Genomic DNA, 21,842 nt, shown 5'->3' on the forward strand with positions numbered 1-21,842 from the left:
CAACGTTGTTCGAACTAGAGGAGACAAGATGGCAACCGTGACGATGTTCGTCAACGGGCAAGCACTGTCCGGCGGAACACTGAACGACGCGCTGGCAGGGGCAACGTTCCTGGGTGCGGTCGATACCGCGCCGAACTACCAGTTCTTCTCCGTGCGAGACGAATTCCCCGGGTTACACCCAGTGGCCGAAGGTGGATTCACCGTTCCCGGTGAGCTGTACGAGGTCGACTACGACCTCCTGCGGCTCGAACTGCTGCCCCGTGAGCCGGAGGAGTTGGAACTTGGAGTGATTCTTCTTGCCGACGGACGAGGGTCGTTGTCCATGCGCATGCGGGCCGAGTGGCTGGATCGTCCCGAAGTGGTGGACATCAGCGACCGCGGCGGCTGGCGTGCGTACCTTGCGAGTAAGTCGTGACCACCTCTCCACTTACTGTGGTGCGGGGCGGAACGGTGGTGGAGTCGTCGTGGAGCGGGCTCGCCGATCTGGTGATGCGCGACGGCAAGGTCATCGCAATAGCCGAGCCGGGCGGGCCGATTCCGGACGGTGCGACGGTGCTCGACGCTACGGGGAAGCTGGTTATGCCGGGTGGCGTGGATCCGCACTGTCACGTCGGATTCACGTCGGGCGAGTTCACGTCGCTCGATTCGTGCGCCGAGTGCACTACCGCCGCTGTTTTCGGCGGCACCACCACCATCATCGATTTTGCGATTCCCCGGCCGGGTCAGGATCCGTTGGATGCGGCGGACAAGCTACGAACCAAAGCCGCCGAGGGTCTGTGTGATTCGGCTTTGCATGGATGTGTCGTCGAGTGGGACGATACGACGGCCGGTCAACTGGCAACGATGGCTGCCGACGGAATCCGCACGGTCAAGATGTTCACGACCTATGCCGGCGAGTCGATGGCCGACGAGCACACCATCCTGCGCACCATGCAAACCACGCGTGATCTTGGTGGCATGGTGATCATTCACTGCGAATCGGACGCCATTGTCGGTGACGCGCAGAATGCCGCCGCCAGTTGTGGGCAGATCGATGCGGCCGGTATGGCGACCACGCGTCCGGAATTGGCTGAAACAGCCTCGGTAGCAGCAATATTGGCTATTGCGGAATCGCAGCAGGCGCCGGTGTACTTTGTGCATCAATCGTCGACGGCGGCTGTCGAACTGGTTGCCGATGCTCGAAAGCGTGGGTTGGTAGCCTTCACCGAGGCTGTGGCACATCATCTGACACTGGATGATTCGGTGTACCAAGGCTCAGAACCGGAACGATTTGTGTGCTGTCCGCCGCTGCGTTCACCGGATACCGTCGACGGATTGGGTAAGCACCTCTTCACCGGTCACATCACGACCATCGGTTCCGATCACTGCTGCTACGACACCGCGCAGAAGCGTCAACACCGCCACGATGTTCGTCATATGCCGAACGGCTTGCCGGGCGTCGAGACTCGCCTGCCCGTCGTATTCTCGAAGTTTGTTGCGGACAAGGGTCTGTCGCCCAGCCGTTTTGTGCAGTTGACTGCTGCCAATCCGGCTCGCACCAATGGGCTCTATCCGCGCAAGGGTTCGATCATGCCGGGTTCCGATGCCGATGTAGCCATCTGGGACCCCGATCTGGAATGGACCGTGTCGGACGCGGACCTGCACATGGCTACCGATTACACGCCCTACGAAGGTCGGCGGCTGCGCGGAAAGCCGATGACCGTTGTTGTCGGTGGTCACGTCGTCGTCGATGACGGGATTCTGGTGGACGACACTCCGAGGGGACGCCATTTACCATCCGCACCAATGGATTTCACGTCCATGTGTTAGATCTTGTTGCGGTAGTTGAGCTGTGGGGCCACAGTCGGGCGGGAGCGCAGCCCCACAGCTCAACAGTGCGTGGTCAGTGCAGGTGTGGTGTCAGCCGAGCGATCCGCTGAAGAAATCGAGGGCGCTGAAGAGGTCGGTGAAGGCGCCGAAAAGATTAGTCAGGTAGCTCAGGTCCATGGTGTGCGCATCTCGAATGATTCCAGCGCTCCCTGGTAGCGAGGTTCCGCGAAACTGGCGATCGCCTGGGAAAGCTTGAACGCTGGCTTTTGCCCCGGTTTGGCAGCCTCACATCCATCGGAAGCCAGACAATGGCACGATGGGGTGGTGACTTCAACTCATCAGACCGCAACCGCAACGCTGCACACGAACCGCGGCGACATCAAGATCGCTCTGTTCGGCAACCACGCGCCGAAGACCGTCGAGAACTTCGTCGGCCTGGCCGACGGCTCGAAGGAATACTCCACCGAGAACGCATCCGGCGCCAAGACCGGACCGTTCTACGACGGCGCAGTCTTCCACCGCGTCATCGACGGTTTCATGATCCAGGGTGGCGACCCCACCGGAACCGGCCGTGGCGGCCCGGGCTACCAGTTCGGCGACGAGTTCCACCCGGAACTGCAGTTCGACCGCTCCTACCTGCTCGCCATGGCTAACGCCGGCCCGGGCACCAACGGATCGCAGTTCTTCATCACCACCGGCCCGACTCCGCACCTGAACCGTCGCCACACCATCTTCGGTGAGGTTCTCGACGACGAGTCCCGCAAGGTTGTCGACGCTATCTCCTCCACCGCGGTCGATCGCTCCGATCGCCCGGTCGAGCCGGTCGTCATCAACAGCATCACCATCTCCTGAACAGGTAAACAACGAAGATGACTAACCGCGGTTGGGGCGGCGGTGCGAGTGAGGGCCTCCCGCCCCAACCGCGGTGCGTCCGCCATCCAGATCGACCCACCGCTCTCGCCTGCAATCGTTGCGGCCGCCCAGCGTGCCCCGATTGTCTCCGTGAGGCTGCGGTGGGCTACCAATGTGTTGACTGTGTAGCTGCCGGTCAACGCGATATTCGCCCGGTGCGTGGCGTCGCGGGTAATACCGTGACGCAGGCGCGGCCGGTACCGGTCGTGACGTACACGCTCATGGGCCTCAACGTCCTGGCGTTCCTGGCGACGCTCGTGCAGTCGCGCAGCATCATGAACAATCAGGTCGATTCGTCGATCTTCGCGAACTGGGCCCTCAATCCCGCACTGGTTGCGGGCGGCGAGTGGTTCCGTTTGATCGGATCGGGGTTCCTGCATTTCGGAATCCTGCATCTGGCCGTCAACATGTATGCGCTCTACATCCTGGGCCGCGACACGGAGATCGTGATGGGCCGCTCCCGGTACATCAGCATCTATCTTGTGTCGTTGGTCGGCGGCAGCGCGTCGGTGATGGCGTTTCAACCGGTCTTTGCGTCGGTGACGTCTCTGTCGTGGACCGCGGGTGCGTCGGGTGCGATTTTCGGCATCATGGGCGCGCAGGCGGTTCTGCTGCTGCGTCTGCGTCGTAGCCCGGTCCCGATCATCTCGGTGATCGCGATCAACGTGATCATCAGCATTTCACTGCCGGGTATCTCGTTCTGGGGACACGCGGGTGGTCTGGTGGCAGGCGCTGCGGCCGCTGCTGCTTTCCTGTACGTGCCGCAGTGGTTGGGTGCGGGTCAAGATCGGCTGAAAGCAGTCCGGATCGGCTGGATCGCTTTTGGCGCCGTCACCGTGGTCACGATCGGAATCATCGTGATGCGCGTCGTGCAACTGCGCGAGCAGGGTCTGTTCCTTACCAGCAGCTAGATAGCCCGCCGCCCGTAACCGAATCGGTTTCCGGAGTTACATCGGCGAAATCCCACCTCCCTAATCTGAAGTTGAACCACTTGGTTCAACTCGACGTAGGGAGTCACGAATGTTCTCTTCTCAACTGACAACGGCCAGTGTCGTTCCCCGGCGCGTGGACACCGTGGCAGCTGTTCGGGCAGCTATCGCTCTTGACGGCGCCGCGGTCTTCGGTGGACTGCATACGGAGGCCGACGCTATCGCGTTTGCGTCGAAGCTCCTCGGTGACAAGTACATCCGCGTCGGACGCCAGTTCGAGGCAACAGCCCGCAGCCAGGACGCGGAAGCTGCGGTTGTGGACGAGCAGCCGGTGGACCAGCGTGGCCGCAAGCGGTATTTAGACATGTCGCCGGACCGAATGACGGCGCACAACGACGGCTTTGCCTTTGGTGACTACGCTCCCGATTATCTGTTCCTGTGGTGCAAGCAGCCGGCGCTTCCCAGCGGTGGAGATTCGTTCCTGATCGATGCGGTCAAGCTCACCAGGCTGCTGGCATTGGATCCGTCGACGGCCGAGCTCGCGGACTTCTGCTGGAGCGTGGACATCGACCATTCCGAACCGAACTTTCAGCAGTCCACGTTCTCGCCTATCGCGCGGACGGTTGCCAGTGGTCGTGAGCAGGCGCGATACCACCCCTTCCTCGCACCGATCGAGGGTGAATCCGAAGACACGCAGTGGCCGATGGTCCGCAAATGGAGCGAGTCGGTGACTCACGTGCGTGACAGCGGACCGATGTTCCGCGCCGAGGCCGGCGAGATGATCTGCATCGACAACTACCGCGTGCTGCACGGCCGTGACGGATACACCGATCCGAACCGTGAGTTGTACTCGATCTGGGGATGGTCGACCGAGGCAGTCGCGGTTCCACAGCAAGCCCTCGACATCGTGCAACCGGACCTTGCGGCGCTGGCTATGTAATCGGCGTCGCAGCAGAGTGAATGGTGGCAACAATCGACTCCGTCAGATGCCGGGCGGCGCGATCGACCATTGTTCTGTCTCCCGCGCCGATCAGCGTCATCTGGAAGCCTCGCCACGCGGCCACGATTTCGTGTCCCAGAGTTTCGGCAAGTTCGGCGTCGACGCCGGTTTCGGCTATGGCACGGGCAGTTTCGTCGGCCCATTCGTTGGCGACGCCCTCGAGGAGGGGTCGGTACTGCTCCGAGTCGAATGCGGCCACCCCGAAGAGTTCGAAGAAGAGCCGATGGTACGCAACAAGTTCGGGGTCGGCGAGGATGTCCCACGCGCCGTGGAGACGGTCCGCGACAGGGATCTCGGAATCGCGGATCAGATCGAGGAGGTGAGCTATTCCGGGAAAACGAAGCCCGGCGCGGCGTAGCGCCTCGAGGAGCAAACCGGCCTTGCTTCCGAAGTAGTACAGGAGCATGCGATTGTTGGAGCCGAGGGCGCGACTCAACCCGCGGAGTGTTGCAGAGGAGACGCCGAACTCGAGCACGTAGTCGGCCGCGAGGTCGAGAAGGCGGTCGCGCTCCGCGCTCTCTGGACTACTCACCGCTCGACTCTACTTCTCGGGCGGCACCAAGCCGTGGACTGTGAGTACCTCGAGGACATCCTCGGGGTTGGTACCCAGATCCCAGCGTCCGAAGATCAACAGTTTCTCCGTGTCGGTCGCACGGTCCACGATGTCGATCTCGAGCATGGGGACGCGTCGACCCAGACGCGGGTAGCGCACCAGGCGCACCCGGTCGATCTGCGGCCGGGGAAACACGTGGCGCGCGAGTAGCCGCTGCACGGCGATAGCTGGGGCGCCGTTGTCGTCGATCACGGCGAGTCGTGGCCGCTGCTTCAGAGCGAGCCCGGCCATCACGAACAATCCGATCACGGCGAGTGCGAGAAGGAACCGTCCTGCGGTCTCAGTCGGCACCACGATCGCGGCGATCGCAAGCGCGATTCCACCGGCGAACATCGCGTAGACAGCACCCATCGGAGTGGCCCACGAGACCACGTCCGAGCCGTTGTCACGAGGCTGTGGATGAAATTCATCCTCGAGCATGTGGATAACTTCCTAGGTTGTCCACAGGAGTTATCCACACTGGGGATGAATGACACCCATGTAATTGAAAGCCGGTCACGATCAGGTCGAAATCGGGAACGCGCAGGTCAACGCCATTTCATGGTCATGATGAGCCCGACAACCATGAATCCGAAGCCGATCAGGAAGTTGTACGCTCCCAAGTCGTTCATCCATGTGATGGAATCTGCTGCCAAGTAATACACAATCAACCATGCCAATCCGACGAGCATGAAACCGAGCATCACCGACACGTACAACGTGCTCGACGGACCCATCTTCACCTTGACCGGAGTGCGGTTCGCCGGGTTGATCGTGTAGTCGTTCTTCTTGCGTACCTTCGACTTGGGCATAACGTCCTCGCTCTTACGGTGTGACCTGCATATGTGTACCTACACGCTAACGTAGCTGGGTCCGGCCGGTCACGGGCCGACTGGGCATGACTGTGGAAGAACCAGGGACAGGAACTAGGAGAGTGACGTGGGACAAACCGTCAGGTCCACCGGGTCACGCACCTTCTGGCGCATCGGTGTCCTTGTTGTCTGCCTCGTGGCTGGACTGATGGTCGCCACCGCTTCGCGTTCGGCCGAAGAAAATCAGCTTCAGGTCACCGACAGCACCCGGCTCTCCGATCTTGTGCGCAGCGCGCAGGAAAACGCCGACGGCATTTCCATGACCCGCGACGAACTCTCGACACAGCTGAACGCACTTCAAGTGGAGGCCGCGCGGTCCGACGACGGTGTTGCCGAAGCACTTGCCCAACTCGACGCGATGTCCGTCGACGCGGGTCTGACGGCCATGACCGGTCCCGGTGTAGTCGTCACCATGACCGACGCTCCGCGTAACGCGGATGGCAAGTATCCCGTCGACGCCACCCCGGACGACCTGGTGGTGCACCAGCAGGACGTCCAGAGTGTCCTGAACGCACTGTGGGCGGGTGGAGCCGAAGCGGTCGGGATGCAGGATCAGCGGATCGTGAACACGTCGGCGCCGCGGTGTATCGGCAACACGCTGCTCCTGCATGGCCGGACGTACAGCCCGCCGTACGTGATGCGGGCGATCGGTGACACCGAACGGCTCGAGGCGGCGTTGGCCGGCGAACCGGGAATTCGGGTGTTCAAGCAGTACGCCACCAGGTTCGGCCTCGGCTACACGCAGGCGAGTTCGGGCGAGATCACAGTGCCCGCGTACACCGGCGGTTAGCTCGGGCGTTTACCCTGCTCCTATGAGGATTCTCGTCGTCGACAACTACGACAGCTTTGTGTTCAACCTGGTTCAGTACCTGGGTCAGCTCGGAACCGAAGCCGTGGTGTGGCGCAACGACGATCCGCGACTGACCGCACCGGGCGGGCTGCACGCAGCTGCAGAGCAGTTCGACGGCATTCTCCTGAGCCCCGGCCCCGGCACTCCGCAACGTGCGGGAGTGACCATGGACCTGGTGAAGGTATGTGCCGATACCAAGACGCCGGTACTCGGGGTCTGCCTCGGCCATCAGGCGATCGGCGCCGCTTTCGGAGCCACCGTGGACCGTGCACCGGAGTTGTTGCACGGAAAAACGAGCAAGGTTCTTCACACGAACGTCGGTGTTCTAGCCGGACTGCCCAATCCGTTCACTGCGACGCGCTACCACTCGCTGACGGTTCTCGAGGACACCATTCCCGACGAACTGGAAATCACCGCGCACACCGAGAGTGGCGTCGTGATGGCGATGCGCCACCGCGAACTTCCCATTCACTGCGTGCAGTTCCATCCCGAATCCGTCCTCACGCAGGGTGGGCATCGGATGCTGGCCAACTGGTTGACGGTATGCGGCGAGGCTCCACCGGAAGCGCTTGTCGCTGCCCTCGAAGCTGAGGTCGCGTCGGCGCTCGGTGGAGCCCTGCCGGCAATACTCTGATTTACCGACTCTGACCTATCGGTTGGGAATCCCCAACGCTCCCACACTGACCGTGATCACCGCGTCCTTGGAGATCTCGGACCCGGCCGGCTGAGTCTGCGAGAGAATCTTGCCGACCATTTCCGGTATCAATGTGGTGGTCTGCGTCTGCACCAACTGGCCTCCCGTTCCGGCCCAGCCGGCTGCACGCAGGGTCGTCAACGCCTCGGAGACAGTCTTGTTGGTCAGATCGGGCATCGCGATCTTGTTGCCGTTGGACACCCGGAGCGTCACCGTCGAACCCTTGGTGGCAGAGGTTCCACCGACGGGATCAGTGGAGACGACCTGGCCTGCAGGCAACCCTGAGTCGATCTCGGTTATCTGAACGACAAATCCGGCACCTTCGATGTTGGGTCGCGCCACCTCTTCACGCTGGCCCGTGACGTCGGGAACGCGGACCTGTTCGGGACCGGAGCCGATGGTGATCGAGACAGCCGAATCGAGAACGACCGAAACACCGACCGCCGGATCCTGACTGACAACCTTGTCGACCTCGGCGATCGTCGACGCGGCCTGACCGATCGTGGGATCGAGTCGCAGGCCGATCGCGCTGAGTTTGCGTTCGGCGTCGTCCTGGCTCAATCCGGTCAAGCGCGGGATGGCGACCTGTTCCGGTCCGGTGGAGACGTCGAGCGTGACGGTGCTGCCCTTTTCGAGGTTGACTCCGCCGACCGGGCGGGTGGTGATCACATTGCCCGGCGCAACAACCTTGTCGGTTTTGTTCTGCCGCTCGACGTTGAAGCCGGCGTTGCGGAGCGTCGCCTCCGCGGAATCGGCAGGCTGATTGGTCAGCCCCGTCGGCACGGCGACGGTTTCCGTCTTCGGCGAGTTCACCTGCCACAGGAAGGCGCCGATCAACGCGATGACGATGACGGCCGCGAAGCCCATCAACGCGTAGCGCAGACCCTTCTTCTTGGCCGGCGGTTCCGGTGCCCGCCTACTCGCGGCGGCGGCGGTGACGGGAGCAACGGGATCGGCTGCGGTGCGGAGATTTCCGGTCTCGCTGCCCACGGCCCCGAGGATCGTGGTGCGATCCTCGTCGTTCATCACCATCGGTGCGCTCGGACGCTGACCGCCCAGCACCCGAACCAGATCACTGCGCATGTCGCCCGCGCTCTGGTAACGGTTGGCGGGGTTCTTGCTCATCGCCTTGAGGATGATCGAGTCCAGCTCGCGCGGAATGTCGGGGTTGATCTCCGACGGCGTCGGCGGATCCTCACGGACATGCTGGTACGCCACGGCAACGGGAGAGTCGCCGGAGAACGGCGGCTGACCGGTCAGGACCTCGTACAGCACACAGCCGAGTGAGTAGACGTCCGAACGTGCGTCGACCTGTTCGCCGCGAGCCTGCTCGGGTGAGAGGTACTGGGCCGTGCCGATCACGGCAGCCGTCTGCGTCATCGGACTGGACGCGTCGGAGATCGCTCGGGCGATACCGAAGTCCATCACCTTCACGGCGCCGGCGCGGTTGATCATGATGTTGGCCGGCTTGACGTCACGGTGGACGATGCCGTTGCGGTGACTGAAGTCGAGTGCGGCGCAGACGTCGGCAATCACTTCCATCGCATGACGCGGTGCCATCGGGCCGTTGCTGCGCACGATGTCACGCAAGGTGTCGCCGTCGACGTACTCCATCACGATGTACGGCAGCGGTCCCGCGTCGGTCTCGGCCTCACCGGTGTCGTAGACAGCCACGATCGCCGGGTGATTCAGCGCGGCAGCATTGTGTGCTTCACGACGGAACCGCAGGTAGAACGTAGGGTCGCGCGCGAGGTCGGCCCGCAGGACCTTGATGGCTACATCTCGGCTGAGGCGGAGGTCGCGTGCCAGATGAACCTCGGACATTCCACCGAAGCCGAGAATCTCACCCAGCTCGTATCGGGAGGAGAGATTACGAGGTGTCGTCATTCGTCTTGTCCTAGCGGTTCTTCTGCAGCGTTTGTCGTGGTGGTTGTAGTTGTCGTGGTGGTGGTTGTGGTCGTTGTGGTGGTCGGCTCGGTGGTGGTCGTCGTAGTCGGCACCGTTGTTGTCGTGGTGGTCGGCTCGGTCGTTGTTGTCGTCGGCCGGGTTGTTGTCGTGGTCGGCTCGACGGTTGTGGTGGTGGGTCGCGTCGTTGTTGTTGTCGGCCGCGTTGTCGTCGTGGTGGGCCGCGTGGTCGTCGACGACGTCACGACGGCAGGCGAGGAATTGTCAGGTCCGTCCGTCGCGATCCACACGCCGCCGATGATCAACGCCAGAGCGATCAATCCACCGCCGGCCCACGCCATCGCCTTCTGTCCACTGGTCAGTCCACCTGCTGCGGCCGCATCGTCCGCGGCCATCGCGGCCGGACCCGCGTATCCGGCGGTCGGGGGCATTATCTGAGTGGCGCCCGTCGGCGGCAGCGTGCCGCCCTGGCCCAATCCTGGTGGCGGCGGACGCCTTCCAGCGCGGACGGCGGCGACGGCGTCGGCGAATTCGCCGCCGTTGGTATAACGACCGGCCGGGTCCTTGGTCAACGTGATGTCGATGAGTTCGCGGATGTTGGGTGCCAGGTCGGCCGGCATCGGAGCCGGAATCTCCTGGACATGCTTCATCGCGACGGTCAGCGCACCGTCGCCGGTGAACGGTCGTCGGCCCGAAAGTGCTTCGTAACCAACGATTCCCAGCGAATACACGTCACTGGCCGATGTGGCGTCCTGGCCGAGGGCCTGCTCGGGAGCGATGTACTGGGCGGTGCCCATCACCATTCCGGTGCGCGTGACAGGCGCGCTCTCGACGGCCTTCGCGATACCGAAATCGGTGATCTTGACCTGGCCCGCGGGTGTGATGAGGATGTTGCCCGGCTTGACGTCCCGGTGAACCACACCTGCATCGTGCGCAACCTGCAGCGCCCGACCGGTCTGCTCGAGCATGTCCAGCGCATGCGGAACCGCAAGACGTCCGACGCGCGCCAACACGGCATTGAGTGGTTCGCCGTTGACCAGTTCCATCACCAGGTAGGCAGTGGAATCGCCTGAGCTGTCCCGAGTCTCGCCGTAATCGTAAATACCGGCAATGCCGGGATGATTCAGCTGCGCTGTGGTGCGCGCCTCGAACCGGAAACGTTCCAAGAACTCCGGATCGGACGAGAACTCGGACTTGAGTACCTTGACGGCAACGCGTCGATTGAGCCGGGAATCCGTGGCTTCCCAGACCTGGCCCATACCGCCGGTAGCGATGAGACGGTTCAGTCGGTAACGATCGGCGATCAAAGCGCCATTGTTCAACGCCATGGTTCAGCCCCCTTGTATTCCGGCTGCGATAACTGCTCGACCGATCGGTGCAGCCACCGAGCCACCGGTAGCGGCAAGTCCGCGGTCGCCACCATTCTCGACGATGACGGCGACTGCAACCGTCGGATTCTGAGCCGGTGCAAACGCGATGTACCAGGCATGCGGCGGTGTTTCGCGCGGATTCACGCCATGCTCGGCGGTGCCTGTCTTGGATGCGATCTGGACGCCGGGGATCTTGCCCTCGCCGCCGGTGAAGTTCTCCGAACCGATCATCAGATCGGTCAGAGTTGCCGCCACCGTCGGTGAAATCGCCTGACCCATCGATACCGGGGCAGGTGCACTGAGTTCGGTCAGGTCCGGAGCCTGCAGTTGGGAAATCAGATTGGGAGCCATCCGCACACCGCCGTTGGCGACGGTAGCGGCGATCACGGCATTCTCGAGCGGCGTCACAGCGACATCGCGTTGACCGATACTGGTCTGTCCGAGTGCCGCGTCGTCGGGGATGTCGCCGACGGTGCTGTCGGCGACCGACAACGGGATGGCGGGAGTGTTGGGGCCGATGCCGAACGCCTTGGCCTCGTCCTTGATTGCGTCGGCGCCGTCCTTGATGCCCAGCTCGACGAATGCGGTGTTGCAGGAACGCGCAAACGCGTCACGCAGCGACGCCGTCGGATTGGATCCGCAGGTGCTTCCGTTGTAGTTCTCGAGCGTGGTACTGGTTCCGGGCAGCGTGATCTGCGGCGCCGCGGTCAGCTGATCGTCCGGGGTGGCACCGTTCGTGAGCGCGGCCGAAGTGGTGATCACCTTGAACGTCGAACCGGGCGGGTAGGTCTGGGAAATAGCCCGGTTTACCAACGGATCGGCTGGGTCCGCGTTCAGTTCGTCCCACGCCTTCGTGGTCTCGGCGCCGTCGTGGCCCGCAAGCAGGTTCGGGTCGTAGCTCGGTGTGCTCACCATGCTCAGGATGCGGCCGGTGCTGGGCTCGATCGCAACGACGGAACCGGTGTAGCCCTTGCTGGTCAACTGGTCGTAGGCAACCTGCTGCATTGCCGGATTGAGAGTGGTCACGACGTTTCCGCCGCGCGGATCGCGTCCGGACACCAGGTCGAAGAATCGCTGGCTGAACAACCGGTTGTCCGAACCGTTGAGGATCGGATCTTCGGTGCGCTCGAGGCCGGTGCTGCCGTACTGCATCGAGTAGAAGCCGGTCACCGGTGCGTACGGGTACGGATTCGGGTATTCACGCAGGTACTTGTACCGATCCTCGGTGATGCTGGACGAGGCGAGTACCTGACCGGCAGCCGAGATCTGACCACGTTGGCGTGAGTACTCGTCGAGCAGCACCCGAGAGTTACGAGGGTCGGCCCGCAGGTCATCGGCTTTGATGACCTGAACGTAAGTCGCGTTGGCGAGGAGTGCGACAACCATCAACATGACGGCCATCGCGACGCGGCGTAGGGGAGTGTTCATACGCGCGGCATCATCTCGGTATTGGCGTCGGCGATAGGGGGCGGACCCTTCTTCTTGGCAACTACCGGCGCGCGGGCCGCGTCGGAGATTCGGATGAGGATGGCCATCAGGAGGTAGTTCGCGAGGAGCGACGAACCGCCGTACGACATGAATGGCGTCGTCAAACCTGTGAGCGGAATCAGCTTGGTGACACCGCCGACGACGACAAAGATCTGGATCGCGATCGTGAAAGACAATCCGGCGGCAAGCAGTTTGCCGAAGCTGTCACGCACAGCCAACGCGGTGCGCAGGCCACGAACGATCAGGATCAGGAACAACATCAGGACAGCAGCCAGGCCGATGAGCCCCAACTCTTCGCCGATGGTCGCGATGATGAAGTCGGTCTTGGCGAACGGCACCTGATTGGGCCGGCCACTGCCCAAGCCTGTACCGGCGATACCGCCCGTGGCCAGGCCGAACAGCGACTGCGAAATCTGATAACCGGTGTTGGCGTAGTCGCCGAGCGGGTCAAGCCAGGTGTCGACGCGCACGCGGACGTGACCGAACATCTTGTAGGCGAAGAAGAATCCGATGGCGAGCAGTCCGCCACCGATCACGAGCCACCCCACGCGCTCGGTGGCGATGTACAGCATCACCAGCACCGTGCTGAACAGCAGCAACGACGTACCGAGGTCGGTCTCGAACACGAGGACCCCGACGGACACGATCCAGGCGAGCAGGATCGGACCGAGATCGCGGGCACGCGGAAAGTCCATGCCGAGGAAGTGCTTGCCGGCCGTGGTGAACAGATCGCGCTTGGCAACCAGGACCGACGCAAAGAAGATGATCAGCAGGATCTTGGCGAACTCACCAGGCTGAATACTGAATCCGGGTAGGCGAATCCAGATCTTCGCGCCGTTCACACTCGAGAACTTCGCCGGCAGAATTGCCGGGATCGCCAAAAACACCAGTCCGGCAAGACCCAGCGTGTAGCTGAACCGGGCCATCAGCCGGTAGTCCCTCAAGAACACCAGCAGCAGAACAAAACCCGCAATCGCCAAGGCCGTCCACATGACCTGCTGGTTAGCGTCCGGCGATGGTGCTTCGACGCCGTTGTACAGCGCAGTCTGTTGGTCGGCCAGGTCCAGACGGTGAATCAGGACCAGGCCGAGGCCGTTGAGCAACGCCACGATCGGCAGCAACAACGGATCCGCGTACGGCGCATATCGCCTGATCGCCAAGTGCGCGATCAGGAACAGACCCGTGTACGCGAGCGCGTACTTCGCAAGATCCAGAGTGATCTTCTGCTCCTGGCTTGCCTCAACCAGCAGCAGTGACACCGTGGTGATGATGACGGCAAACCCGAGCAGCATCAGTTCCATGTTGCGCCGAGTCGACTGGACCGGCGCCGGAGCAAATCCTCCGGGCGGGCTCGGAAAAGCCGTCCCAGCAGTGGCGTTGGACGACATCAGTTGACCGTCCTGCAAGTCTGACCGGGAATTCCGGTCGGTGTCGGTGTCGGAGTGGTGGTTGTTGCCACGGGAGGCACAGGCTCAACCGGCGGCGGCGGCGCTTCGGTAGTCGGAACCACCGCTGTTCCGACCGGCGGCGTGGGAGTCGCCGAAGTCGTGGTGGACGGAATCGATTCACAACGAGGCAGAAGGTCGCCGCCGATGAGTCGGATCATCTGGCTCTGCGCGTCCGTACGATTGCCCGACGGCAGCCCGGCCCGGACCTGTTCCTGCGCCGACGGCTGCAGATCGGTGACCTCGAGGACGTTGCAATCGCTCGGAATCTCGTTCGGGGAGACCAGCGTCAGGACGTCGTCGTTGCCGACGCATCCGATCAAGTCAGCTTCCTGCAGCGAATAACCGAGGACGGAACCGGGGATTCCGCGCAGCACCGTGACGCGGCCCTCGTCGGCTCCGACGTAATAGTTGTTGCGGATGACGGTGCGCCCGATGACGGCACCCACTCCGATGACCGCGAGCAGCACAACGGCGATAACCACCCACCACAACCGGTTCCGCTTCTTCTTCGGCTCGGGCTCAGGTTGGGAAACAACACGTTTGGGTGTTGCGCGCGGTGGACGCATCGCGGCAGCGCGTCCGGCAGCGGTATTGGGAGGAGGAGTGAACTCTTCTTCCTCGGTGGACGCGGCGCCCGCGACGATGGGACGCGACTGCCCGTAATCGAGGTCGATGACGTCGGCCACCACCACGGTGACGTTGTCCGGACCGCCGCTGCGCAGGGCCAACTCGATGAGTCGGTCCGCGCACTCTTCCTGCGAGCCCTCGCGCATCGTGTTCTCGATGGTTTCGTCGCTGACCACGTCGGACAAACCGTCGGAGCACAGGAGATAGCGGTCGCCGGCGCGGGCTTCGCGCATGGTGAGCGTCGGCTCGATCTCGTTGCCCGTCAGCGCGCGCATGATCAGCGACCGCTGCGGATGAGTGTGTGCCTGTTCCGCCGTGATCCGGCCCTCGTCGACCAAGGACTGAACAAAAGTGTCGTCGCGGGTGATCTGCGTCAGATGGTTGTCGCGCAGCAGATACGCGCGCGAGTCACCGATATGCACCAGGCCGAGCTTGCTGCCCGAGAAGAGGATCGCGGTGAGCGTCGTCCCCATGCCGTCGAGTTCAGGTTCTTCCTCGACATGATCGGCAATGGAGTCGTTGCCCTCACGCGTTGCCACCTCGAGCTTGCCGAGCAGATCCTCGCCGGGCTCGTCGTCGTCGAGATGGGCAAGTGCCGCAATCATCAACTGCGACGCGACTTCACCGGCCGCGTGGCCGCCCATACCGTCGGCCAGAGCCAGGAGGCGAGCGCCTGCGTACACGGAATCTTCGTTGTTGGAGCGCACCAGACCACGGTCGCTGCGCGCCGCGTAGCGGAGAACAAGGGTCACGGGCGCAACTCGATTACCGTCTTGCCGACACGAACCGGGGTACCAAGCGGGACCCGAACAGCCGTGGTGACCTTGGCGCGGTCCAGGTACGTGCCGTTTGTGGAACCAAGATCTTCGACGTACCAGTCGGCCCCACGTTGGGAGAGCCGTGCGTGGCGCGTCGACGCGTAGTCGTCTGTCAGGACCAGCGTGGAATCGTCGGCGCGACCGATCATGACGGGTTGCGAACCCAACGTGATGCGAGTGCCGGCGAGAGCGCCTTGTGTGACGACCAGATAGCGAGGCACCTTCGTTTTGCCGAGGGAGGGGAGGACTTTTCCGGAGCGGGTGTACCGCTGGGGAAGACGCACTCCGGATCCGGCGTAGATATCCGACCGCAGCGTGCGCAGGACTGCCCAGACGAACAGCCACAAGAGGAGCAGGAAGCCTGCCCGTGTGAGTTGCAGAATCAGGCCCTGCACGGCTGTCCACCTCCTTCTATGGCTCGATCCCCGCCGCAGCAAGGGTTCGAGCGTTGTCGACTGGCAGCATCATATGGGGCACGGGGCCCCGAAAGATCACGATACTGACATGGAGTGCCGGAGGCGCGCCGACGGACCGCCCTATGTTCGATTGTTATCGGAATATTCGCCAGCAACCTTTGTCACACTCAGAGGATACGGACCAAGATCTCGGAGTGACCAGCGCGAATGATGTCGCCGTCAGCGAGTTGCCAGTCCTGAACCGGTGCGCCGTTAACGGTGGTGCCGTTCGTCGAACCGAGATCGGACAGCATTGCCGTCCGGCCGTCCCAGCGGATGTCGATATGGCGACGTGAAACACCGGTGTCGGGGAGACGGAACTGTGCTTCCTGGCCGCGGCCGATGATGTTGCTGCCGTCACGGAGCTGGAAGTGGCGTCCACTGCCGTCCTCGAGCTGGAGCGTTGCTGTCACAGCAACCTGCGGGGCTGCCGGCGCGTAACCACCCTGGTTGTAGCCCTGCTGGGCGTACGACTGTGTCTGGTCGTAGTTGCCGCCCTGATTGTTGTATGCCTGCTGGTCGTAGCTGCCCTGGTCGTAGGACTGACCCTCGTAGGGCTGCTGGGCGTACGCCTGCTGGTCGTAGCTGCCCTGATCGTAGGACTGAGCGTCGTACGGCTGCTGCTGGTAACCCTGCTGGTCGTAACCACCCTGGTATGCCTGCTGGTTGTAACCGCCCTGGTCGTAGGACTGCTGATCGTAGGCGGGTTGCTGGTAGCCGCCCTGCTGATCGTTGTACGGCTGCTGCTGGTAACCCTGCTGGTCGTAACCACCCTGGTACGCCTGCTGGTTGTTGTTCGGCTGCTGCTGGTAACCCTGCTGGTTGTAGCCGCCCTGGTCGTAGGGCGCCTGCTGCGGCTGATCGTCACCGGTGCGGTAACCGTCACCGCGGTCGTACCCGTTCTGCGGCGGCGCTTCCTGGCCCCGCGGCGCGGGGTAGTTGCTGTCGTCGTGTGAGTATCCGTTGCGTGCCGGCTGCTGATCGGGCTGGCGACCAGCCGGTTCGCGGCTGGATTCGTAGCCTGAGTTCTGCGTCATGGTGCCGGCTCCTGGTTGTGACGGGACTGGATTCGAAACAGGGGGAACAATAGGTGCAGGTGATTGTGGCGGTCGAGACGATACCTGCGGAACATTGGACCGGGGCGGTGCCTGATCGGCATCGTCGTCCGGGTCGACAGTGCCGCGGGTGCGGAACTGACCGGTATGCAATGTAGGCGAGGGCTCGAAAGTCACCGAAATATCGCCATACGTCTGCCAGCCCTGATCTCGGATGAAATCCTGCAGATGCCGGCTGAAAGCCTTGATAGTGAGGTCGCGGTCGGCCGCCAACTCCTCGTGATCCGAATTGTTGATCGTGATCACATAGTGGTTGGGGGCAAGGAGAATTCCGCCGCCGAGATGCTCGACGCGGTCGCGCGCTTCCTGTTGGAGCGCCGCCTCTACTTCTTGCGGTACGACGCCGCCGCCGAAGACACGTGCGAATGCGTCGCCGACAGCTCCTTGAAGCTTTCGCTCAAAACGCTGAACGATGCCCATCGGGGTCTCCTCTCGCTTCGCATTTACCAATGGAAAAATGGTCGGCAACTAGCGCCGGCATCGCCCACTCGCGTGTCGTTCGAACTACTGTCAGGTTCCACGGTACTGTCAAACGGCTGTTCGGCAGTACCTGGCTCTGGTTCCTGCATGATATCGGTTCCTCCCACTGAAGTACCCTGTGTTCTTCATTTCATGCCTTGACCAGGACGAATAGAAGTTTCAAATGTTGTCGTGATAATGTTTCGACGTTGCTCGGGCGAGTGGCGGAATGGCAGACGCGCTGGCTTCAGGTGCCAGTGTCCTTCGGGACGTGGGGGTTCAAGTCCCCCTTCGCCCACCACAGACGAGGTCACAAACTCTTTCGAGTTTGTGGCCTCGTTTTTTGGCGTCTGGGACGGTCTTCGGGTTACCGAGCGTCTTGGCGACGCACCATCTCGTTGATCCAGATGGGCGCAAACGGAGACGTGCAGTTCGGGGGAGTCGGGTAATCCTCGAGTACCCGCAACCTCTCACCGATGTCGATTGCCCGGGCGCGGTATTCGGCGTGCTCGATGCCGATCTGCGCCAGGGTGTGGTTCATTGCCCACTGCAAGCGATCGGGGGCGTCCTTCATCTCTGCCTCGATGACGTCGAGCAGACGCGCTAGGTCGAGGCCCTCGGGTTTCTTTGCCACGCGTTCGGTGGTCAGTGCCCAGCCGGCACTCGCGACTACTGGATCCGGATCGCCTGACCAAGCCAGACGCAATTCCTCGGAGTGCGGGTTCTTCTTCACTACATAGTTCACGAGCCAGTCGTGCACCTTGGGCGTGCGCGCCTCGCGCAACATTGCGTCCAACTCCTCGCGGTCGAACGCCTTCGGGCGGCAGATCAGGATCGCCAGTAAGCGAGCGGCGGTGTCATCCGTCTTCCAAAGCTGTTGTGCAAGTTCCTGCTGCGTCTTCAGCCGCTTCGCGATGGCACGCAATTTGGTGAGGTTCACGCCGTGGTCGTCGCCGTGCTTCTCGTTCACCGCGCGGGCCCTCGGATCCTCGAGCTCGGCCAGTTCGGTCATCACCTCGGCCACCGTCGTATCGGCCACCCCACCTGTATCGGCCACCTCAGCCTCCTGTCTTTCGCGTCTGAGATTTCAGTCTAGGAGGGCAGTGTCGTTAGGAGGGCACTGTCGTTGACCACGGTTTCCAACGCCCATCCGCCGGCGGTTGCACAGGTCCTGCCCGAAGCTCAGCGGCTCGCTCCTTCGATAGCGGCGTATTGCCGCTACGACCCCAGCCGTTCCCTTTCCATGAATGCTCGAGCATTGGCCGAAGATTGCCGGTGATGCGTTCGGAAAGTTGCCCGGCGGTCAGAGCCTCTTTGTATTCAGCCAATTCCCGTATGGCGTCTTCTGCGTCCTCACCGCACGCATCGCATCCGCATGAGGGGAGCGCGATGTGCTGCCACGCACCGACGTCGAGATACAGCCCGGGAAACGACGTGAAGGTGATCGTGAGCGGTGCCTGGTCCGGGTGAACCGGAGTTATCCGCACCGACTCCAGCGTCGCGATAGTTTTCGATTTCGACGGCGACGCCGGATCGCGGGCAATAGTCACGTCGAACCTGCGGGCGAGATCGCTGATCAGCTCTTCGGCAGCAGGTATCAACGGGGTGAATCGTTCCGGATTCGTCACTCGTCCGTATGCCTCTTCGGGTGGATCGTCCAATGCCGTTGCCTCCCGCTTTGTCCGAAAAGACGTCCCCGCGGGGACGTTTCGATCAGAATCTACGCACTTCAGACAGATGCTGCTCGTAGTCGAACTCTAAGTGCGTCAGAACCCTACTATTGGCCATCAGTCAATATCCGTACCAAGCATCGTGGACGAATCTTGGTACGGACCAGTCTGCGCAGGAGGTACTGGCCATGCATGCCGCATTGATAGTTACGTGGAATCCGGATCAATGGGATTGGGGTGCCGCCTATCTCGATGCCATCGACCAAACAGCAAAACGCGTCAAGGTCGAGGACAGCTGGTCTACCGGTGGACGGAAGGGCGGGGTCGGCCCAGGTGACCGGGTCTTTTTGCTTCGTCAGGGAACTAAGGGACGAGGAATAGTTGCCAGCGGAAGAGTGACCAGCGAAATTTACGAGAGCAATCATTGGGATGGTTCCAAGCGTCCGGCAAACTATGTCGACCTCAGATGGGACGCAGTCCTTGCTGTAGAAGATTTACTACCGACCGAGTCCTTGGAAGAGGCTATGCCTGAACAGCATTGGCGGCCTCAGGGCGGCGGCATCATGCTGGCGGCGAACGCAGCGCTGAATCTCGAAATGTTGTGGGTGGCACACCGTGACAGTCTTGATGTCGAGGCGGAAGGTCGCTCGGGCAGCGGGAAAACTCAGGGGCGGCTGCAGGACCCGGTGCTCCGGAAGAAGATCGAAGATGCTGCACAAGAGCGCCTGATGGAACACTATCGTTCGCGCGGCTGGGAGATAACGGATACCAGGCTTGGAAGTCCCTTCGACGCGACGGCCGAAAAGAACGGAGAGCTCCTGTACCTGGAAGCCAAAGGCACACAGACTCTTGGCGCTGCTGTTCTGGTGACCCAACGCGAAGTCGAACATGCACTCGCTCACGCAGGTTCGACAATGATGGGTATCTGGTCGGGAATCAAATTCAACGCTAAGGACGAGGTTGATCCGAACTCAGGATATTTCCGCATAGTCCCTTTCGATCCCGAATCGGGTGAGCTGACGCCTGTGACATTGAAGTGGTGTCCGGACGACTAGGCGACCATCCTCTGGTGGCGACGTATTTGTCCGAAAAGACGTCCCCGCGGGGACGTTTCAGCTCCTGGTTTTCAAAGCCGATTGGGCCGCGTTGTAGCCACACATCCCGTGGACGCCGCCGCTCGGGGGAGTTGCGGACGAGCAGAGGAAGACACCAGGAACTCCGGTGGCATAAGGATCCAACCCGAATCTGGGGCGGGCGATGAGCTGCCTCGGGGTGTTCGCTCCTGCAGATATATCCCCACCCGCGTAATTGGGGTTGTAGGCCTCCATTTGCGGGACATTGCGAACATGCACGCCCACGATCCGGTCCCGGAAACCCGGCGCGAAGCGTTCGATCTGCCGAGTGACGGACTCGGTGACATCCCCCGAATATCCGTGCGGGACATGTGCGTACGACCACAGTGGGTGTGTGTCTCCCACCGATCGCGATGGGTCGGCCAGGAACTGCTGACCCACGAGAATAAATGGTGCAGAAGGCATTTGACCCCGGGCAGTCTGACGTTCGACGGCGCCGATTTCCGCCATCGACCCGGCGAGATGCAAGGCGCCGGCTTTTCGGGCGTGTGGATTCGTCCACGGTACGACGGTTCCGTCGGAGTCACCGCGCACGGCGTAGTCGACTTTGTAGGCGGCGGGTCCGTAGCGGTACTTGCGGTAGGCCCGCGCAATTCGATCGGGCTGACGACCGTCGAGGAGTCGTGCCGCGGCGTCGGGTGCGAGGTCGAGCATGACGATGTCGTAGCCGGCCAACGAGGAGAAGTCTTTGACCCGGTTCCCGGTTTCGATGGTGCCGCCGAGGCTACGCAGAATGGAGGTCAGAGCAGAGGCAATAGAGCCGGAGCCGCCGCGGGCGACTGGCCAGCCGTGTGCGTGGGCGCCGGCGGTGAGCATGAGTCCGCCCGCACTGGACAGCGGTGTAGTCAGCGCCCCGAACATGTGCGCGGCGCTGCCACCGAACAGTGCCTGGGCCTGTGTGGTCTTCCACATCCGCGCGAAACTCATTGCCGGAAGAATCGCGCCGGCGCCGAACCTGGCCAGTATCAGCGGGTGCTTCGGGGTGTGGACGACCGGTTGAAAGACGTCCTCCACCAACTCGTCGAAGTGTTCCGACAGATACCCGAATACCGAGCGCCACCGCTTACCGTCGACGCCCATCTCGTCGGCAGTTCGGTCGATATCGCGCCACAGGACCCCGGCGGTCCCGTCGTCGAGTGGGTGGACGAGATCGATTTCTGGCCAGAGCCACTCCAATCCGTGATCGGCGAAACCGAATTCCCGGTCGAGTCCGCGGAAGAACGGTGATGCCAGTGCAGTGGGGTGGAAGCCCGCGCAGTCGTCGTGGATGAGTCCGTCGACGATGTACTCACTGCTGCGGGTGCCGCCGCCGATCTTGTCGGCGCCTTCGATGACGTGGACCGCGACGCCGTGTCGGGCGAGTTCGATTGCCGCCGCCAGGCCGTTGGGGCCGCTGCCCACGACCACCGCTGTTGTCATGCGGCTGAGCGTACGTAAATCACAGGGAGCGTAGGGAAATCACACCAATGAGATTCCGTTAACAATTGATGCCGCAGCGGCCCTTGGTTGATCGATCAACTTTTGCTACAGTTTCAGACACACTGGCCGCAGCTGATCTTTATCGCTGCGGCCAGTTGTTGCATTTATCGCACTTTTAGGCCGGTTGCCTGGGGATTCGGTATCCTGTGAAGCGGAACTTTTCTGCACGAACGCAGCCCTGAATCTTCCCGAGGCGCTCTCCAGCGTCCTGCATCGC

21 protein-coding genes and 1 tRNA gene are annotated in these 21,842 nt (G+C 62.3%); 9 read left to right on the plus strand and 13 right to left on the minus strand.

The window, feature by feature from the left end; genetic code table 11:
- The first annotated feature begins 28 nt into the window (after window positions 1–28).
- From V2B23_RS07715 to V2B23_RS07735, 5 genes are all read left to right on the plus strand, one after another.
- Window positions 29–415, plus strand: a complete 387-nt coding sequence (locus tag V2B23_RS07715) for an allophanate hydrolase-related protein (protein ID WP_138871205.1) — start codon at window positions 29–31, stop codon at window positions 413–415.
- The gene (gene hydA, locus V2B23_RS07720; protein WP_430949819.1) at window positions 412–1,809 is read left to right on the plus strand and encodes a dihydropyrimidinase; all 1,398 of its coding nucleotides are present in this window, start codon (window positions 412–414) and stop codon (window positions 1,807–1,809) included. The genes V2B23_RS07715 and hydA overlap by 4 nt, the downstream gene beginning before the upstream one ends.
- Before the next feature lie 324 nt (window positions 1,810–2,133).
- Entirely contained in the window at window positions 2,134–2,661 is a 528-nt protein-coding gene (locus tag V2B23_RS07725; RefSeq protein WP_033235424.1) for a peptidylprolyl isomerase, read from the plus strand.
- 17 nt (window positions 2,662–2,678) lie between these two features.
- Window positions 2,679–3,632: a rhomboid family intramembrane serine protease gene (locus tag V2B23_RS07730; protein WP_430949820.1), complete on the plus strand. Its 954-nt coding sequence runs from the start codon at window positions 2,679–2,681 to the stop codon at window positions 3,630–3,632.
- Window positions 3,633–3,741: 109 nt separating this feature from the next.
- A complete protein-coding gene (locus V2B23_RS07735; protein ID WP_430949821.1) occupies window positions 3,742–4,590 on the plus strand; it encodes a TauD/TfdA family dioxygenase in 849 nt (282 codons plus the stop codon).
- On the opposite strand, the gene V2B23_RS07740 is transcribed toward V2B23_RS07735, so the two are convergent.
- The 3 genes from V2B23_RS07740 to crgA form a co-directional block, all read right to left on the minus strand.
- The gene (locus V2B23_RS07740) at window positions 4,583–5,182 is read right to left on the minus strand and encodes a TetR/AcrR family transcriptional regulator (protein ID WP_430949822.1); all 600 of its coding nucleotides are present in this window, start codon (window positions 5,180–5,182) and stop codon (window positions 4,583–4,585) included. The genes V2B23_RS07735 and V2B23_RS07740 overlap by 8 nt on opposite strands.
- Window positions 5,183–5,191: 9 nt before the next feature.
- Window positions 5,192–5,683, minus strand: a complete 492-nt coding sequence (locus V2B23_RS07745; RefSeq protein WP_430949823.1) for a PH domain-containing protein — start codon at window positions 5,681–5,683, stop codon at window positions 5,192–5,194.
- A gap of 107 nt (window positions 5,684–5,790) precedes the next feature.
- Window positions 5,791–6,054 (minus strand): cell division protein CrgA, encoded by a 264-nt coding sequence (gene crgA / locus V2B23_RS07750; RefSeq protein ID WP_033235329.1) that lies wholly within the window; start codon window positions 6,052–6,054, stop codon window positions 5,791–5,793.
- 208 nt (window positions 6,055–6,262) lie between these two features.
- Between crgA and V2B23_RS07755 the strand changes: the two genes are divergently transcribed.
- Both V2B23_RS07755 and V2B23_RS07760 read left to right on the plus strand, forming a co-directional pair.
- Window positions 6,263–6,904, plus strand: a complete 642-nt coding sequence (locus V2B23_RS07755; RefSeq protein WP_430950205.1) for a DUF881 domain-containing protein — start codon at window positions 6,263–6,265, stop codon at window positions 6,902–6,904.
- 22 nt (window positions 6,905–6,926) lie between these two features.
- Window positions 6,927–7,598 carry an aminodeoxychorismate/anthranilate synthase component II gene (locus V2B23_RS07760; RefSeq protein WP_172937736.1) on the plus strand — a complete coding sequence of 224 codons (672 nt, stop codon included), beginning with the start codon at window positions 6,927–6,929 and terminating at the stop codon, window positions 7,596–7,598.
- 15 nt (window positions 7,599–7,613) lie between these two features.
- Here V2B23_RS07760 and pknB read toward each other — a convergent pair whose 3' ends face one another.
- The 7 genes from pknB to V2B23_RS07795 all read right to left on the minus strand — a co-directional run bounded on the left by pknB (window position 7,614) and on the right by V2B23_RS07795 (window position 17,304).
- Entirely contained in the window at window positions 7,614–9,545 is a 1,932-nt protein-coding gene (gene pknB / locus V2B23_RS07765) for a Stk1 family PASTA domain-containing Ser/Thr kinase (RefSeq protein ID WP_430949824.1), read from the minus strand.
- Window positions 9,542–10,891 carry a protein kinase domain-containing protein gene (locus V2B23_RS07770; protein WP_430949825.1) on the minus strand — a complete coding sequence of 450 codons (1,350 nt, stop codon included), beginning with the start codon at window positions 10,889–10,891 and terminating at the stop codon, window positions 9,542–9,544. Before V2B23_RS07770 ends, pknB begins: the two co-directional genes overlap by 4 nt.
- 3 nt (window positions 10,892–10,894) lie before the next feature.
- Window positions 10,895–12,361: a peptidoglycan D,D-transpeptidase FtsI family protein gene (locus tag V2B23_RS07775; protein ID WP_430949826.1), complete on the minus strand. Its 1,467-nt coding sequence runs from the start codon at window positions 12,359–12,361 to the stop codon at window positions 10,895–10,897.
- On the minus strand, window positions 12,358–13,809 hold the full coding sequence (locus V2B23_RS07780; RefSeq protein WP_033235334.1) for an FtsW/RodA/SpoVE family cell cycle protein: 1,452 nt from the start codon (window positions 13,807–13,809) through the stop codon (window positions 12,358–12,360). The genes V2B23_RS07775 and V2B23_RS07780 overlap by 4 nt, the downstream gene beginning before the upstream one ends.
- On the minus strand, window positions 13,809–15,248 hold the full coding sequence (locus tag V2B23_RS07785) for a PP2C family protein-serine/threonine phosphatase (protein WP_430949827.1): 1,440 nt from the start codon (window positions 15,246–15,248) through the stop codon (window positions 13,809–13,811). Before V2B23_RS07785 ends, V2B23_RS07780 begins: the two co-directional genes overlap by 1 nt.
- Window positions 15,245–15,709, minus strand: a complete 465-nt coding sequence (locus tag V2B23_RS07790) for an FHA domain-containing protein FhaB/FipA (RefSeq protein WP_430949828.1) — start codon at window positions 15,707–15,709, stop codon at window positions 15,245–15,247. The genes V2B23_RS07785 and V2B23_RS07790 overlap by 4 nt, the downstream gene beginning before the upstream one ends.
- Before the next feature lie 188 nt (window positions 15,710–15,897).
- Window positions 15,898–17,304, minus strand: a complete 1,407-nt coding sequence (locus tag V2B23_RS07795) for an FhaA domain-containing protein (protein WP_430949829.1) — start codon at window positions 17,302–17,304, stop codon at window positions 15,898–15,900.
- Between the two features lie 254 nt (window positions 17,305–17,558).
- On the opposite strand from V2B23_RS07795, the gene V2B23_RS07800 reads away from it, so the two are divergent.
- Window positions 17,559–17,644 (plus strand) — tRNA-Leu (locus tag V2B23_RS07800).
- A 66-nt stretch (window positions 17,645–17,710) separates the two neighbouring features.
- Here the strand turns inward: V2B23_RS07800 and V2B23_RS07805 are convergent.
- Together V2B23_RS07805 and V2B23_RS07810 are read right to left on the minus strand one after the other, a co-directional pair.
- On the minus strand, window positions 17,711–18,355 hold the full coding sequence (locus V2B23_RS07805; protein ID WP_430950206.1) for a DNA alkylation repair protein: 645 nt from the start codon (window positions 18,353–18,355) through the stop codon (window positions 17,711–17,713).
- A 97-nt stretch (window positions 18,356–18,452) separates the two neighbouring features.
- Complete coding sequence (locus V2B23_RS07810; RefSeq protein ID WP_430949830.1) at window positions 18,453–19,004, minus strand: DUF6226 family protein; 552 nt, start codon at window positions 19,002–19,004, stop codon at window positions 18,453–18,455.
- 197 nt (window positions 19,005–19,201) lie between these two features.
- Here V2B23_RS07810 and V2B23_RS07815 point away from each other — a divergent pair, with 197 nt between their 5' ends.
- Window positions 19,202–20,068 carry a protein NO VEIN domain-containing protein gene (locus V2B23_RS07815; protein WP_430949831.1) on the plus strand — a complete coding sequence of 289 codons (867 nt, stop codon included), beginning with the start codon at window positions 19,202–19,204 and terminating at the stop codon, window positions 20,066–20,068.
- Between the two features lie 57 nt (window positions 20,069–20,125).
- Here the strand turns inward: V2B23_RS07815 and V2B23_RS07820 are convergent, their stop codons facing one another.
- Window positions 20,126–21,565 carry a phytoene desaturase family protein gene (locus V2B23_RS07820; RefSeq protein WP_430949832.1) on the minus strand — a complete coding sequence of 480 codons (1,440 nt, stop codon included), beginning with the start codon at window positions 21,563–21,565 and terminating at the stop codon, window positions 20,126–20,128.
- Between the last annotated feature and the right edge of the window lie 277 nt (window positions 21,566–21,842).

The sequence above is a fragment of the Rhodococcus sp. 24CO genome (assembly GCF_050586165.1).
Classification (GTDB): Bacteria; Actinomycetota; Actinomycetes; order Mycobacteriales; family Mycobacteriaceae; genus Rhodococcus_F.